The sequence below is a fragment of the Streptomyces sp. rh34 genome, from assembly GCF_002551245.1.
Taxonomy (GTDB): Bacteria; Actinomycetota; Actinomycetes; order Streptomycetales; family Streptomycetaceae; genus Streptomyces.
Genome location: NZ_NTGZ01000181.1, coordinates 1 through 15,397, shown reverse-complemented (window position 1 = coordinate 15,397; position 15,397 = coordinate 1). Strand labels below are relative to the sequence as shown.

Genomic DNA, 15,397 nt, shown 5'->3' with positions numbered 1-15,397 from the left:
CCGCCGCCCAGGGCGCGGCCCTGCTCCGCCAGGCCGGCGCCCTCGGCGAGGACGGCGCCGTCGCCGCCCAGGACAAGCAGCCCGGGGGAGCCGCCGGAGCGTACGCCCCCGTCGGCACCGCGGCTCCGGCGCCCGCTGCGGCCAAGGGACAGCTCGGCAAGGACGGCAAGGCGCTGACCCTGCGCTTCGTGCTCCCCTCCGGGCCCGGCTCCCAGTCGCTGCGCAGCGTCGGCGACAAGATCGCGGTGATGCTGGAGAAGATCGGCATCGGCACGGAGATCATCAAGGTCCCCGACGAGAGCTACTTCAAGGACCACGTCGCTTCCGGCGTGTACGACCTGGCGCTCTACTCCTGGCCCGCCACCGCCTACCCGGCCACCGACGGCCGCCCGATCTACGCCAAGCCGGAGCCCGCCACCGACGGATCGCTCCTCGTCGAGCAGAACTACACCCGGGTCGGCACCGACCACATCGACCAGCTCTTCGACCAGGCCGCCGCCGAACTCGACGAGGAGGCCGCGCGGGAGCTGATGAAGCAGGCGGACGCCCGGATCTGGGCCGCCGCCGGATCGATTCCGCTCTTCCAGCGCCCGCAGCTGGTCGCGGTCGACAAAAAGCTCGCGAACGTCGGGGCGTTCGGCTTCGCGGCCCCCCGGTACCAGGACATCGGGTTCAAGAACCGGCAAGCGGCAGGTTCCCCCGCAGACCGCAAGAAGTAGCGGGAACCACCACACCCTCCCGCCGTCAAGCTCAGATGCACCTCAAAACCCTTGCCCGCCGGTTCCGCCGGCGGGCAGTGTGGTGTCTGCCCTTGACCCGGGCCGTTCGTCGCTTCACCACTCCTCACCCCCCACAGCAGCGCCCGTATTCAGGCCACTAGATGGCCCGGATGAACCTTGACACCGGCTGAATATTGCCTGAATCACACGGGAAGACCGCCTCTGCGGATCGGCCCGGGAGGCCCGGTGGGCCCAAGGCCCGTACGATGGGACGAGCCGTGGCGTGCCGCCCGGCGGGCGTACGAGGACTCGAAGACCGACTGAGACGCCTGATCCCACGATCTGAGAGAAGCGCAAGCCACCCATGCCCACGCGCCACGACATCCGTAACGTAGCCATCGTCGCCCACGTCGACCACGGCAAGACCACGCTGGTCGACGCCATGCTCAAGCAGGCCGGAGCGTTCGCCGCCCACGCCGCCGAGCACCTCGACGACCGCATGATGGACTCGAACGACCTGGAGCGTGAGAAGGGCATCACGATCCTCGCCAAGAACACGGCGGTGAAGTATCACCCCAAGGACGGTGGGGACCCGATCACGATCAACATCATCGACACCCCCGGCCACGCCGACTTCGGCGGCGAGGTCGAGCGCGGTCTGTCGATGGTGGACGCGGTCGTGCTGCTCGTCGACGCCTCCGAGGGCCCGCTGCCCCAGACCCGCTTCGTGCTGCGCAAGGCGCTGGCCGCGAAGATGCCGGTCATCCTGTGCATCAACAAGACGGACCGTCCCGACTCCCGGATCGCCGAGGTCGTCGACGAGACGTACGACCTGTTCCTGGACCTGGACGCGGACGAGGACCAGATCGAGTTCCCGATCGTCTACGCCTGCGCCCGTGACGGCGTCGCCTCGCTGACCAAGCCCGAGGACGGTACCGTCCCGCCGGACAGCGAGAACCTGGAGCCGTTCTTCAACACGATCCTGTCGCACGTCCCGGCCCCGGAGTTCGACGCGGACGCGCCGCTCCAGGCCCACGTCACCAACCTGGACGCCGACAACTTCCTCGGCCGTATCGCGCTCTGCCGCGTCGAGCAGGGCGAGCTGCGCAAGGGCCAGACGGTCACCTGGATCAAGCGCGACGGCACCATGTCCAACGTCCGCATCACCGAGCTGATGATGACCGAGGCGCTCACCCGCAAGCCGGCCGAGGTGGCGGGCCCGGGCGACATCTGCGCCGTCGCCGGATTCCCGGACATCATGATCGGCGAGACCCTGGCCGACCCCGAGAACCCGATCGCGCTCCCGCTGATCACGGTCGACGAGCCGGCGATCTCGATGACCATCGGCACCAACACCTCGCCGCTCGTCGGCAAGGGCGGCAAGGGCCACAAGGTCACCGCCCGCCAGGTGAAGGACCGCCTCGACCGCGAGCTGATCGGTAACGTCTCGCTCCGCGTCCTGGACACCGAGCGCCCCGACGCCTGGGAGGTCCAGGGCCGCGGTGAGCTCGCGCTCGCCATCCTGGTCGAGCAGATGCGCCGCGAGGGCTTCGAGCTGACCGTCGGCAAGCCCGAGGTCGTCACCAAGCAGATCAACGGCAAGACCCACGAGCCGATCGAGCGCATGACGATCGACTCGCCGGAGGAGCACCTCGGCGCCATCACGCAGCTCATGGCGACCCGCAAGGGCCGTATGGAGACCATGACGAACCACGGTTCGGGCTGGGTCCGCATGGAGTGGATCGTTCCCTCCCGCGGCCTCATCGGCTTCCGTACGGAGTTCCTGACGCAGACCCGCGGCACCGGCATCGCGCACTCGATCTTCGAGGGCCACGAGCCGTGGTTCGGCGACCTGCGCACCCGTCACAACGGCTCGCTGGTGGCCGACCGTTCGGGCTCCGTCACGCCGTTCGCGATGGTCAACCTCCAGGAGCGCGGTGTCATCTTCACCGAGGCCGGCACCGAGGTCTACGAGGGCATGATCGTCGGCGAGAACTCCCGCGCCGACGACATGGACGTGAACATCACCAAGGAGAAGAAGCTCACCAACATGCGTGCGGCCTCCGCGGACACCACGGAGAACGTGGTCCCGGCCCGCAAGCTGTCGCTGGAGCAGTCCCTGGAGTTCTGCCGCGAGGACGAGTGCATCGAGGTGACCCCGGAGACCGTGCGCATCCGCAAGGTCGTCCTGGACGCCAAGCAGCGTGGCCGCACGGCCTCGCGCGCCAAGAACGGCTGACACCGGGCCCGTACGGCTGACACGTGGCCCCACGGGACCTGAGGACCGCCCGGACGCCCCTGAGGGCTTCCGGGCGGTTCCGTGTGCCCGGCCGGGGAGTCCCGGGAGCCCCGAGCTCCCCGGAGTCGCACGCTCCGTATGCGGAGACCGCTCGCGCCCGCCGGACGGCCCGTCAGCACGGGCATTGACAGAAGGCCCGGCCTGCCACGGACACTGTGGTGGGCCGGGCCTTCGTCAATCTCTTTTTCTGACCAAGGTGTCCGGATATCGGGGGTCGCTCTCCGGAACATGTGTTAACAGTCCGTTTCGGGTGTGTCTGTCTGGGATCGCTTTGTCCGGATTTCGGGCACGCAGAGGGTGCTGATGTTGTCAAACCGAGACCCTTTAGGTGTGGTTTACAGCCCGGCTGTACTCAATAGTTGGCTCCATTGAGCTCGGGTCAATGGGTCACGCACTGTGGGGAGTGCCGACTCACGAGCACACTCGGGGCACTGAACGATCACCGTCAGGGGTGTCGGTGAATCTCTCCAGTGCCCCTCTTGTAGTCAAAAGTGGACTCATGAGGAGGAAACCCATGCGCGGTGCCAAGAGCGCCAAGTGGGTCGCGGGAGCGGCCGTCATCGCCCTGGCCGCGACTGCCTGTGGCGGAAGCGACAGCAGCGACGAAGGCAAGAAGAACACGTCGGGCCAGCCCGCCGGTTACGTCTCGATCGACGTCGGTGAGCCTCAGAAGCCTCTGATGCCGGCCGACACGAACGAGAGCAACGGCTCCTACGTCATCCAGTCGCTGTTCACTCAGCTCCTGGACTTCGACGACAAGGGCGAGATCGTTCTCACGAACGCCGAGTCCGTCGAGACCGAGGACTCCAAGACGTGGACGGTCAAGCTCAAGGCCGGCTGGAAGTTCCACAACGGTGAGGCCGTGACCGCGCAGTCGTACATCGACGCGTGGAACTGGTACGCCAACGTCGAGAACAAGCAGCAGAACGCGTTCTGGTTCTCCGACATCAAGGGCTACGCGGACGTCCACCCCGAGAAGGGTGCGCCCAAGGCCAAGGAGATGTCGGGTCTCAAGGCCGTGGACGACACCACGTTCACGATCGAGCTGTCGGAGAAGGTTCCGTACTTCAACTACAAGCTCGGCTACGCGACGTTCGCGCCGCTGCCCAAGGTCTTCTACGACGACCCGAAGGCGTTCGGCCAGAAGCCGATCGGCAACGGCCCGTACACGTTCGAGAAGTGGACCCACAAGAAGCTCATCCAGGTCAAGGCCTGGGACGAGTACCAGGGCCCGAACAAGGCTGCCAACAAGGGCATCCAGTTCAAGAACTACTCGACCGTCGAGGCGGCCTACGCGGACGTCATCTCCGGCAACCTGGACATGATCCGTCAGGTCGGCCCGCGTGACCTCCCGAAGTACAAGACGGACCTCGGTGACGGCGCGATCGACCAGCCGTACGCCGCGATCCAGACGCTGGTCCCGGCGTTCTACTCGAAGTCGTTCAAGGACATCGACCCCAAGGTCCTCCAGGGTCTGTCCATGGCGGTCGACCGTGACACCATCACGAAGACCGTCCTGAACGGCACCCGCATCCCGGCGACGAGCTTCACGCCCCCGCAGGTCAAGGGCAACCAGACGCTCGACTCGGACATCCTGAAGTTCAACCCGGCCAAGGCCAAGGAGCTCATCAAGGAGGGCGGCGGTGTTCCGGAGAACAAGATCTCGATCCAGTACAACGCCGACGGTGGGCACAAGGAGTGGGTGACCGCTGTCTGCGAGTCCATCCGCAACGCCACCGGGGTCGAGTGCGTGGGCGACGCCAAGCCGGACTTCCCGACCGACCTCGAAGCGCGTGACAACAACGAGGTCAAGGGCTTCTACCGCGGTGGCTGGGTGGCCGACTACCCCGTCAACGTGAACTTCCTCAAGGAGCTCTACCACTCCAAGGCTGAGTCGAACAACGGTCGGTTCGCCGACAAGGAGATCGACGAGCTGATGGCGAAGGGTGACAAGGCCGACTCGCTCGAGGCCTCCGTCGCCGCCTACCAGGAGGTCGAGAAGGCCCTGGTGGACAAGATGCCCGCCATCCCGCTCTGGTACTACGCCATCAACGGCGGCCACGGCAAGAACGTCGACAACGTCAAGGTCGACTTCCACGGTGACCTCGAACTGACCGGCGTCACCACCAAGTAACGCCTGCGGGTCATTCCCCAACTGGCCGTCATCCGCCCGTGCTGCCCCTCAGCACGGTCGGAGGCGCGGGGGCCGTCTCTGCGAAGAGGCGGCCCCCGCGCCGCAGTTATCCCCACACGGAGGCACCCATGGGGCGCTATGTCGCACGACGACTGCTCCAGATGATCCCGGTCTTCATCGGGTCGACCCTGCTGGTCTTCCTGATGATGTACGCACTGCCCGGCGACCCCGTCAGAGCACTTGCCGGTGAACAGCATGTAGACCCGGCACAGATCGCGTCGATGAAGGCGGATCTGGGCCTGGATCTGCCGATCTGGCAGCAGTATTTGAACTATCTCGGCAATCTCTTCCAGGGGGACCTCGGTACCACGATCGGAACGCAGCGTCCGGTCGCCGACGTCATCGCCGATGCCTACCCGATCACCGTCAGACTGGCGATCTTCGCCTTCGTCTTCACGGTCGTCGCCGGGATCTCGCTCGGCATCGTCGCGGGTCTGAAGGCCGAGTCCCTCCGGGACCGAGGTCTGCTCGGCCTGACACTGGTGCTGATCTCCATGCCGTCCTTCGTGCTGGGCTTCCTCGTCCAGTACCTCTTCGCGTTCCAGCTCGGCATCGCCAAGCCGAACGTGAGTCTCGAACCGACGAACGGCGAGTTGCTCATGCCGGCCGTGGTGCTGGCGTCCCTGTCGCTCGCCTACGTGGCCCGCCTCACCCGTACCTCGGTCGCGGAGAACATCCGCGCCGACTACATGCGTACGGCTGTCGCCAAGGGCCTGCCGCGCCGCCGCGTCATCGGCGTCCACCTGATGCGCAACTCGCTCATCCCGGTCGTCACCTTCCTCGGAACCGACATCGGCTCCCTCATGGGCGGCGCGATCGTGACCGAGGGCATCTTCAACATCAAGGGCGTCGGATCGCTCGTCTTCGAGGCCCTCGCCAAGCGTGAGGGCGCCACGGTCGTCGGCGTCGTGACGCTGCTCGTCGTCGTCTATCTCGTCGCCAGCCTGCTCGTCGACCTGCTCTACGCGGTCCTGGACCCGAGGATCCGGTATGCCTGACACCACCGCACTCAAGAGCACCGACGCTTCGGCCACGGCCGTCGACGCGCCGCCCGCCCCGGACTCGGGGCCCGCGCCCGGCAAGCCGCGCAGCCTCTGGTCGGACGCCTGGCACGACCTGCGCCGCAACCCGCTCTTCATCATCTCGATGGTGCTGATCCTGCTGCTCGCCATCATGGCGATCTTCCCGAGCCTGTTCACCAGTGCCTCGCCGCGGGACGCCAACCTGGCCGAGCACTACCTCCAGCACCCGAAGTGGGGCAACTTCTTCGCCCCCGACTGGCTCGGCTACGACGTCCAGGGACGCTCGATCTACGCGCGTGTCGTCTACGGCGCCCGCGCCTCGATCACCGTCGGCGTCGTGGTGACCCTCGCGGTCACCGTCACCGGCCTGGTCATCGGCATGCTCGCCGGTTACTTCGGCGGCTGGATCGACACGATTCTGTCCCGGATCACCGACGTCTTCTTCGGCGTCCCCTTCATCGTCGGCGCCATGGTCATCCTGACCAGCTTCGAGCAGCGCTCCGTCTGGGTCGTCATCCTGTCGATGGCCTTCCTCGGCTGGACGTCGATCGCGCGTGTCGCCCGTGGTTCGGTCATCACGATCAAGCAGGCCGACTACGTGGTCGCCGCCAAGGCGCTCGGCGCCTCCACCACCCGGATCCTGACGCGGCACATCCTGCCGAACGCCATCGCTCCGGTGATCGTGGTCGCCACCATCGCGCTCGGCGGGTACATCGCCGCCGAGGCCACCCTGTCGTTCCTCGGCATCGGCCTCGCCGAGCCGACGGTCTCGTGGGGCATCGATGTGTCCGCTGCGAAGGACCAGCTGCGCAACGCTCCGTACGTCCTGGTCATCCCCTCGGTGATGGTCTCGGTCACGGTGCTGTCCTTCCTGATGTTCGGCGATGCGGTCCGCAACGCCCTCGACCCCAAGATGCGCTGAGGGAGGCGTTCGTGACCACCATCGACAAGACGGCTCACGTCCCCGCACCGCGGGAGTCCGTGAGTGGCGACGGTCCACTGCTCGACGTCCGTGACCTGCACGTGGAGTTCCACACCCGCGACGGTGTGGCCAAGGCGGTCAACGGTGTGAACTACACCGTCAGCGCCGGCGAGACGCTCGCGGTGCTCGGCGAGTCCGGCTCCGGCAAGTCCGTGACCGCGCAGACCATCATGGGCATCCTCGACATGCCGCCCGGGAAGATCACGCAGGGCGAGATCCTCTTCCGCGGTCAGGACATGCTGAAGATGTCCAACGAGGAGCGCCGGAAGATCCGCGGTCGCAAGATCGCGATGATCTTCCAGGACGCGCTGTCCTCGCTGAACCCGGTCCTCTCCGTCGGCTACCAGCTCGGCGAGATGTTCCGGGTGCACCAGGGCCTCTCCAAGAAGGAGGCCAAGGCCAAGTCCATCGAGCTGATGGACCAGGTCAAGATCCCGGCGGCGGCGGCCCGTATCTCGGACTTCCCGCACCAGTTCTCCGGCGGTATGCGCCAGCGCATCATGATCGCCATGGCGCTGGCCCTGGAGCCGGACCTGATCATCGCCGACGAGCCGACCACCGCGCTCGACGTGACGGTGCAGGCCCAGGTCATGGACCTGCTGGCCGAGCTCCAGCGCGAGTACAACATGGGCCTGATCCTGATCACCCACGACCTCGGCGTCGTCGCCGACGTCGCGGACAAGATCGCCGTGATGTACGCGGGCCGCATCGTGGAGACGGCCCCGGTCGGCGAGCTCTACAGCCGCCCGGCCCACCCGTACACCAAGGGACTGCTGGACTCGATCCCGCGCCTGGACCAGAAGGGCCAGGAGCTCTACGCGATCAAGGGCCTGCCGCCCAACCTCACGCGTATCCCCGCGGGCTGTGCCTTCAGCCCGCGCTGCCCCAAGGCACAGGACATCTGCCGCACCGACGTCCCGCCGCTCGCCCCGGTGACCGAGCAGGACGGCCTGGAGCTCGTCGGCCGCGGTAGCGCGTGCCACTTCTGGAAGGAGACGATCCATGGCTGAGCTCAAGAAGGAGCCCGTGGACGCCACCCCGAACGTCTCCGACGTGGAGACCGTGGACGCCGCGACCGAGGCGGAGGCCGTATCCGCCGTCGACGCGCCCGTCAGCCAGGGCGAGCCGATCCTCCAGGTGCGGAACCTCGTCAAGCACTTCCCGCTGACGCAGGGCATCCTCTTCAAGAAGCAGATCGGCGCGGTCAAGGCCGTCGACGGGATCTCCTTCGACCTGCACGCCGGTGAGACCCTGGGCATCGTGGGGGAGTCCGGCTGTGGCAAGTCCACGGTCGCCAAGCTCCTCATGACGCTGGAGCGGGCCACCGCCGGTGAGGTCTTCTACAAGGGCCAGGACATCACCAAGCTGTCGGGCCGGGCGCTGAAGGCCGTGCGCCGCAACATCCAGATGGTGTTCCAGGACCCGTACACCTCGCTGAACCCGCGGATGACGGTCGGCGACNAAGCTGTCGGGCCGGGCGCTGAAGGCCGTGCGCCGCAACATCCAGATGGTGTTCCAGGACCCGTACACCTCGCTGAACCCGCGGATGACGGTCGGCGACATCATCGGGGAGCCGTACGAGATCCACCCCGAGGTCGCCCCGAAGGGCAGCCGCCGCCAGAGGGTGCAGGACCTGCTGGACGTCGTCGGTCTGAACCCGGAGTACATCAACCGCTATCCGCACCAGTTCTCCGGCGGCCAGCGCCAGCGCATCGGCATCGCCCGCGGCCTCGCCCTCAACCCGGAGATCATCGTCGCCGACGAGCCGGTCTCCGCGCTCGACGTGTCCGTCCAGGCGCAGGTCGTCAACCTGCTGGACCGGCTCCAGGCGGAGTTCAGCCTGAGCTTCGTCTTCATCGCCCACGACCTCTCGATCGTCCGGCACATCTCCGACCGGGTCGGCGTGATGTACCTCGGCCGGATCGTGGAGATCGGCTCCGACGCGGAGATCTACGACCACCCCACCCACCCGTACACCCAGGCGCTGCTCTCCGCCGTCCCCGTACCGGACCCGACGGCCCGCGCCCACCGGGAACGGATCATCCTGCACGGCGACGTCCCCTCGCCCGCCAACATCCCCTCGGGCTGCCGCTTCCGCACCCGCTGCTGGAAGGCGCAGGAGCGGTGCGAACTGGAGGTCCCGCTGCTGGCGGTCCCCGCGGAGTTCCGGCTCGTCGACACCCCGGCCCGGCACGACTCGGCGTGTCACTTCGCGGAGGAGAAGCGCGTGGTGCCGACCGAGGACGAGCCGGAGGCCCCCGAGCCGACCGAGGTCCTCGGTCGCACGGATGAGCCGGGGCGCACGGAGGACGAGACACCGTGAAGCGGCGTCAGACGCGTTAACACGCGGGCAACTTCACCGTCGCCGCTCCGATATACGGACGCTCCATGCTGAACAGCGTACGGCCGTGCGGGTGCCGTGGTCCGGCCGGGGCGTCGTCCTGTCGCTCCGGCCGGTCGCCCGCCGCCTCCGGTCCGTCCCGTACGGACCCTTCCCGCCTCCCTGTGCGGACTTGTTCATCCGTTCGGGGCCATGGAGTATCACCGGGTGACACTCACACGGGGAGCAAGAATCACCGGCGCCGTTCTGTGCGCGGTGCCGGCACTACTCATCATCGCCTGGCTGGTGCGGGACATCCGGGCCGCCGACGGGCCGGTCGCGGTCTGGGAGTACTGGTCGGGCACCGCGGACCTCCGGGACGCGCCGCGGACCACCACCTCGGCCACCAGCCTCGTCCTGCTGCCGGCCTATGCCGCCGCCGCTGTGGCGGCACTCCGCTCCGCCTCCGCCGCCTCGGTCCTGATCGTCACCGGCGTGGTCACCTTCGCCCTGCGGCTGCCGGGCGTCTGGACCATCGCCGACGCCCCGGCGCCGGAGGACCTCCGGGACCGGGCGCTGCTGACCACGTACGTCGCCCTGGTGGCCGGGCTCGCCATGATCGTCGCGGGGGCGGCGGGCCGTCGCCCGGTGCCGGAGGGCGCGGAGCGCCCCGCCGGCCCGGGGCGCGGAGCGGGGGTGACCGTCTTCCTGCTCCTGGGCTTCCAGGCGTTGCTCTTCGCCGCCTGGGAGATCCGGCAGCTGTTCGTCTATCCGTCCGAGCTCTATCCCGGGTGGTTCATCGGCGGGGAACCCCTGACCATCCCGCTGACCGAGGGACCGCCCGGCTGGGTCACCGTGACGCACGTCCTGATGTTCCTGGTGGCGGCCGTCGGCGCGGTCGCCGGTGCGGCCCTCGCACGACCGCTCGGCCTGATCGCGGGCGGGTTCGTGCTCTCCTCCGGCGTGCTGGGCACGGCGCGCGTCATCCACTACGAGATGTACGAGCAGTTCACCACCCTGGACGTCGAGGCGCAGCTGAACATGCTGAGCTCCGTCTCCTCGCTCCTCGTCGGGCCCGTCGTGCTGATCGTCCTCGCCCGCAAGGGCGTCGGGCGGACCCCCGTCGGTGGCGCCCCGGGCCCCTGGGGCGGCGTCGGTCCCTGGGGCGTCCAGCCCCCGGCCCACGCGCCGCACCAGCCCCCCGGCCAGCAGCCGCCCGCCCCCGGCTTCGGACCTCCGCAGGGCGGCGGCTTCGGGCCCCCGCCCTCCTCCCCGCCGCCCCGCTGGTGAGCGGGTGACGGGAAGGGCGGGGCGGGCCGGTCGCGGGACGCTCAGGCTCCGGTCAGCCCCAACGACCGCTTGAGGAAGTCCACCTGGAGCAGGAGCAGGTTCTCCGCGACCTGCTCCTGCGGCGTCATGTGGGTCACCCCGCTCAGCGGCAGCACCTCGTGCGGACGCCCGGCCGCCAGCAGCGCCGAGGACAGCCGCAGGGCGTGGGCGACCACCACGTTGTCGTCGGCCAGGCCGTGCACGATCATCATCGGCCGGACCTCGTCGGCGGGCTCGGAAAGACCGTCGTCGGTGAGCAGCGAGTTGTACGCGTACACCTCGGGCTGCGTCGCCGGGTCGCCGAGATAGCGCTCGGTGTAGTGGGTGTCGTACAGCCGCTGGTCCGTCACCGGAGCGCCCACCACCGCCGCGTGGAAGACGTCGGGCCGCCGCAGCACCGCGAGCCCCGCCAGATAGCCGCCGAAGGACCAGCCGCGGATCGCCACCCGGGACAGATCGAGCGGGAACCGCCCGGCGAGCCCGTGCAACGCCTCGACCTGGTCCTCCATCGTCATCACAAGGGCGTCCCGTACCGCCTTCTCCCAGCCGGGCGAGCGGCCCGGAGCGCCTCGCCCGTCCGCCACGACCACCGCGAAGCCCTGGTCCGCGAACCACTGTGAGGTCAGGTGCGCGTTGTGGGCGGCGACCACCCGGCGGCCGTGCGGACCGCCGTACGGGTCCATCAGGACCGGAAGGGGACCATCCGCCTCCTGGTAGTCCGAGGGGAGCAGCACGGCGCACGGAATCCGCCGTGCGCCCCCCTCGGTGAGCGTCACACGGGCGGAGAGCACCGGCTCCTGGGCGAAGCTCGGGATCCGCATCAGCCGCTTGCCGTCCCGCACCACCCACGCGGCGGCTCCGGGCTCCTCGGGGACGGCCGAGACCACGACCGCGAGACCGCCCGAGCGGACCGCGGAGTGCACCCCCACCCCTTCGGAAATCCGCTCGATTCCCAGCTCGTTCACCCGGTACACGTGGATCTGCCCGATCTCGGGCTCGACCGCGTCCTCACCGGCCACGGCCGAGACCAGGATGTCGGACTCCCCGATGTCCAGCACCGACTGGACGTGCAGCTGCGACCCGGTGAGCAGCCGGTCCCCGACCGCCAGTACCCGCGCGCCGCCCTCGTCGACGATCCGCACCAGCCGCCCGTCCGGCGCCCACGCGGGCACCCCGGGGAAGAGATCCAGCCACACCGGGTCCTCGTCGACATGCACGATCCGGGTCGCACCGGTCTCCGGGTCCACCGCCAGGTATTGCTGGCTGCGCTGGTCCCGGGCCTGCACCAGCAGCAGCGGAGCACCCGCGGACGACCAGTGCACCTGGGCCAGGTACGGGAACGCGGCCCGGTCCCAGACCACTTCGGTACGGGCCCCCTCCAGGTCCATGACGAAGAGCCCCACCTCGGCGTTGGGTGTGCCCGCCGCCGGGTAGGCGATCTCGGCGGGACGGCGCTCGGGGTGCGCGGGATCGGCGATGTACCACCGCTGTACGGGGCTGTCGTCGGCCCGCGCGACCAGCAGCCGGTCCGACTCCGGCGACCACCAGAAGCCCCGGTAGCGGTGCATCTCCTCGGCCGCGATGAACTCGGCGAGACCGTAGGTGACATGGGAGTTCTCCGGCTCGGCCAGCGCCCGGTCGCCCTCGCCCCCCGCGCCCACGACCCGCAGCGCGCCCTTGGCCACGTACGCGATGTGCCGGCCGTCGGGGGACGGGCGGGGGTCGATCACCGGGCCCGGCACCGGGAGCGCCCGCGCGGTCCCGGCCCGCAGCTCGGCCACGTACACCTTTCCGGACAGGGCGAACGCGGCCAACTCCGCCGCCGCGTCCACCGCGTAGGAGACGATGCCCGACGAACCCTCCCGGGTCCGCTCCCGCCGGGCCCGCTCCTGGGCCGACAGCTTCTCCGCCGCACCGCCCAGCAGGACTTCGGGATCGGCGGCGACGCGCTCCTCGCCGGTCGCCGGGTCGAGGACCCAGAGCCGGGTGGTGCGGTCCGTTCCGGACATCGACCGGAGGAAGATCACGCGCGTCTCATCCGGTGAGACGGTGAAGGCGCGAGGTGCGCCGAGAGTGAAGCGCTGGGTCCGTGCTTGCTGGCGGGGAAAGGACAGCTTCTGCGAGGTCATGACTCCGAACTTAGCCTCGCGCAGCGGTTCGTGCGCCCCTCGTGCTGCTGTGCCCCGACCAATGCGTTGGCACGGAAAGTTATGATCCGTAGCGCTCGGTGGGTAGGAACCTGCTGGCTCCGCGTGTGCTCCTGTCCCGACCGTACTGATGGAGGTGAACCGCCGTGGCGCTCTCGATTTCGGCGGTAGTGCTGCTGGCGATCATCGTCTTCCTGCTGATCCGGAAATCCGGGCTGAAGGGAGGGCACGCGGTGGTCTGCATGCTGCTCGGGTTCTACATCGCGAGCTCGTCCGTCGCGCCGACCATCTCCGATCTGACGACCAATGTGGCGGGGATGATCAGCAGCATCAAGTTCTGACCCCGCACCCGGGAGCCGAGGAGGCGCGGGGCACGGGGGGCCTCCGGGCTCGTAGGGTGGTCCCCATGAAGGACCTCCCCGCCCGCCGTCTGCTGCTGGTGCACGCGCACCCCGACGACGAGTCGATCAACAACGGCGCCACCATGGCCAGGTATGCGGCCGAGGGCGCCCACGTCACCCTGGTGACGTGCACGCTCGGCGAGGAGGGCGAGGTCATCCCGCCCTCGCTCGCCCGCCTCACGGCCGACCGGGACGACGCGCTGGGCCCCCACCGCGTCGGCGAGCTGGCCGCGGCGATGAAGGAGCTCGGCGTCGACGACCACCGCTTCCTCGGCGGGGCCGGCCGCTACCGGGACTCCGGAATGATGGGCGCCGAGCAGAACGGCCGCCCCGGCTCGTTCTGGTCCACCCCGGTGGACGAGGCGGCGGCCCACCTCGTCGAGGTGATCCGCGAGGTCCGCCCCCAGGTCCTGGTCACCTACGACCCGGACGGCGGCTACGGCCACCCCGATCACATCCAGGCCCACCGCGTCGCGATGCGCGCCGCCGACCTGGCCGCCGACCCGGCGTACGGCCCCGGCGCGCCGCACGCCGTCGCGAAGATCTACTGGAACCGGGTGGAGCGGGCCGTGGCCGAGGCCGGCTTCGAGCGGCTGCGCACCACCGCCCCCGGGGTCTTCCCCGGCATCGCCTCCGTGGACGACGTCCCGGGCGTGACCGACGGGGAGCGGATCACCGCGGAGATCGACGGAGCGGCGTACGCCGGTGCCAAATCGGCGGCGATGCGCGCCCACGCCACCCAGATCGCGGTCGACGGCCCCTTCTTCGCCCTCTCCAACGACCTCGGCCAGCCCCTGCTGACGACCGAGCACTACCAACTGGTGCGAGGCGCACCGGGCGTGCCCGAGGGCGCGCGCGAGAGTGATCTCTTCGCGGGCCTGCCGGGCGCCCCGGACGATACGGGCACGGGCGGCACGGACGTCACGGGCGGCAGAGGCGCTGCGGGCGCCACGGGAGGCGCGACATGAGCGGGAACCCCGGGAAGGGCCGCGTCCGCGCGGGCTCCTCCAGCGCGCCGCGGCGGAACGCGCCACCCAGGGATCCCGGTCCCACCGGTCTCGCGGCCCGGCCGAACCCGGCCCGGATCGCCGCGTACGCGGGCTTCGCCGTCCTCGGCGCACTGGTCGCGGTCGCCGGAGCACTCGTCCAAGCCGCCTGGTTCCCGGGCGGGTTGATCATCGCGCTGGCGGCCTCCGCGGGCCTCTTCTACGGCGGCCGGATTCTGACCCGCACCCAGATCGGCGCGCTCGCCCCGGCGGCCGGATGGTTCATCACGGTGTTCCTTCTGCTGAGCGGGCGGCCGGAGGGCGACTACGTCTTCGGCGACGAACTCGGCCTGGTGCTGTTCATGCTCGGCGGGACGGCTGTCGCTGTGATGTGCGCCACCACGTCCAAAGTGCCGCAATCAGCCATCCACAGCGGCCGGTCCGGTACGTGAAGTGCCACATCCGGGTCCGGGAAGACCCTCACAGGTGTGATGCGCGGGTGGAGGTTTCACCCGGTCGCGGAGTGTCCGACGGCGGCGGCCAGTATGGTGGTGCGCGCGCCGAGCCGTCCCCTGGCCTGCGGCATGGGGGAAGTACGGGCGGCGGAGCCAATCGGGAGAACCTGCTTTGAGTCGTGAAACTGACAGTTCGTCCTCCGGGCCCCAGGGCCGCGGCGGAGCCGCGTACCCCTCGGGTACGCCGCCGTACGGATCCCGCCAGTACCCGTCGCAGGACGGCTCTGAAGAGAACCCGGAATCCGTGGCTCCGCCCCGGCCCGAGGAACCGAAGACCGAGACGACGCTGACGACGCGCATCCGGATCAACATCCCCGGGTCGCGCCCCATCCCGCCGGTCGTGATGCGTACGCCGATGGCGGAGAGCGACATCGGCGGCGGCCGTTCCGACGCGGAGCGCACCGGCGGAACCCCGCGCCCCGGCACACCGCCGCCCGCACCCGCACCAGCACCCCCGGACCGTGCCGCGGGCCCGAACGGCGC

General features: G+C 69.4%; 10 protein-coding genes and 3 pseudogenes. 12 read left to right on the top strand and 1 reads right to left on the bottom strand.

Annotation, left to right across the window (positions count from 1 at the left end; genetic code table 11):
- The 8 genes and pseudogenes from CR470_RS26890 to CR470_RS26855 form a co-directional block, all read left to right on the top strand.
- Positions 1-719, top strand: a pseudogene (locus CR470_RS26890) (ABC transporter family substrate-binding protein); the annotation flags it as partial.
- A gap of 364 nt (positions 720-1,083) precedes the next feature.
- The gene (gene typA, locus CR470_RS26885) at positions 1,084-2,958 is read left to right on the top strand and encodes a translational GTPase TypA (protein ID WP_097870112.1); all 1,875 of its coding nucleotides are present in this window, start codon (positions 1,084-1,086) and stop codon (positions 2,956-2,958) included.
- Positions 2,959-3,532: 574 nt separating this feature from the next.
- Positions 3,533-5,152 carry a peptide ABC transporter substrate-binding protein gene (locus tag CR470_RS26880; RefSeq protein ID WP_097870111.1) on the top strand — a complete coding sequence of 540 codons (1,620 nt, stop codon included), beginning with the start codon at positions 3,533-3,535 and terminating at the stop codon, positions 5,150-5,152.
- A 128-nt stretch (positions 5,153-5,280) separates the two neighbouring features.
- Positions 5,281-6,210, top strand: a complete 930-nt coding sequence (locus CR470_RS26875; protein WP_097870110.1) for an ABC transporter permease — start codon at positions 5,281-5,283, stop codon at positions 6,208-6,210.
- Positions 6,203-7,156 carry an ABC transporter permease gene (locus tag CR470_RS26870; RefSeq protein ID WP_097870109.1) on the top strand — a complete coding sequence of 318 codons (954 nt, stop codon included), beginning with the start codon at positions 6,203-6,205 and terminating at the stop codon, positions 7,154-7,156. Before CR470_RS26875 ends, CR470_RS26870 begins: the two co-directional genes overlap by 8 nt.
- 11 nt (positions 7,157-7,167) lie before the next feature.
- Entirely contained in the window at positions 7,168-8,226 is a 1,059-nt protein-coding gene (locus CR470_RS26865; RefSeq protein ID WP_097870108.1) for an ABC transporter ATP-binding protein, read from the top strand.
- A pseudogene (locus tag CR470_RS26860) lies at positions 8,219-9,539 on the top strand (ABC transporter ATP-binding protein). The gene CR470_RS26865 and the pseudogene CR470_RS26860 overlap by 8 nt, the downstream one beginning before the upstream one ends.
- Positions 9,540-9,812: 273 nt before the next feature.
- Positions 9,813-10,826 carry a hypothetical protein gene (locus CR470_RS26855; protein ID WP_097870107.1) on the top strand — a complete coding sequence of 338 codons (1,014 nt, stop codon included), beginning with the start codon at positions 9,813-9,815 and terminating at the stop codon, positions 10,824-10,826.
- A gap of 41 nt (positions 10,827-10,867) precedes the next feature.
- On the opposite strand, the gene CR470_RS26850 is transcribed toward CR470_RS26855, so the two are convergent.
- Positions 10,868-12,994, bottom strand: coding sequence for a prolyl oligopeptidase family serine peptidase (locus CR470_RS26850; RefSeq protein ID WP_097870106.1), 2,127 nt, complete (start codon positions 12,992-12,994; stop codon positions 10,868-10,870).
- Positions 12,995-13,158: 164 nt separating this feature from the next.
- On the opposite strand from CR470_RS26850, the gene CR470_RS26845 reads away from it, so the two are divergent.
- The 4 genes and pseudogenes from CR470_RS26845 to CR470_RS39760 all read left to right on the top strand — a co-directional run.
- A complete protein-coding gene (locus tag CR470_RS26845; RefSeq protein WP_097870105.1) occupies positions 13,159-13,353 on the top strand; it encodes a hypothetical protein in 195 nt (64 codons plus the stop codon).
- A gap of 65 nt (positions 13,354-13,418) precedes the next feature.
- Positions 13,419-14,381 carry an N-acetyl-1-D-myo-inositol-2-amino-2-deoxy-alpha-D-glucopyranoside deacetylase gene (mshB, locus tag CR470_RS26840; protein ID WP_257138927.1) on the top strand — a complete coding sequence of 321 codons (963 nt, stop codon included), beginning with the start codon at positions 13,419-13,421 and terminating at the stop codon, positions 14,379-14,381.
- Positions 14,378-14,851 (top strand): DUF6113 family protein, encoded by a 474-nt coding sequence (locus CR470_RS26835; RefSeq protein ID WP_097870104.1) that lies wholly within the window; start codon positions 14,378-14,380, stop codon positions 14,849-14,851. Before mshB ends, CR470_RS26835 begins: the two co-directional genes overlap by 4 nt.
- Before the next feature lie 175 nt (positions 14,852-15,026).
- Positions 15,027-15,397, top strand: a pseudogene (locus CR470_RS39760) (hypothetical protein); the annotation flags it as partial.

Bases quoted from the DNA above. Each gene is read 5' to 3' on its own strand.
- CR470_RS26850 (WP_097870106.1), bottom strand. From the start codon at position 12,994: ATGACCTCGCAGAAGCTGTCCTTTCCCCGCCAGCAAGCACGGACCCAG.
- typA (WP_097870112.1), top strand. From the start codon at position 1,084: ATGCCCACGCGCCACGACATCCGTAACGTAGCCATCGTCGCCCACGTC.
- CR470_RS26880 (WP_097870111.1), top strand. From the start codon at position 3,533: ATGCGCGGTGCCAAGAGCGCCAAGTGGGTCGCGGGAGCGGCCGTCATC.
- CR470_RS26835 (WP_097870104.1), top strand. From the start codon at position 14,378: ATGAGCGGGAACCCCGGGAAGGGCCGCGTCCGCGCGGGCTCCTCCAGC.
- mshB (WP_257138927.1), top strand. From the start codon at position 13,419: ATGAAGGACCTCCCCGCCCGCCGTCTGCTGCTGGTGCACGCGCACCCC.
- CR470_RS26875 (WP_097870110.1), top strand. From the start codon at position 5,281: ATGGGGCGCTATGTCGCACGACGACTGCTCCAGATGATCCCGGTCTTC.
- CR470_RS26870 (WP_097870109.1), top strand. From the start codon at position 6,203: ATGCCTGACACCACCGCACTCAAGAGCACCGACGCTTCGGCCACGGCC.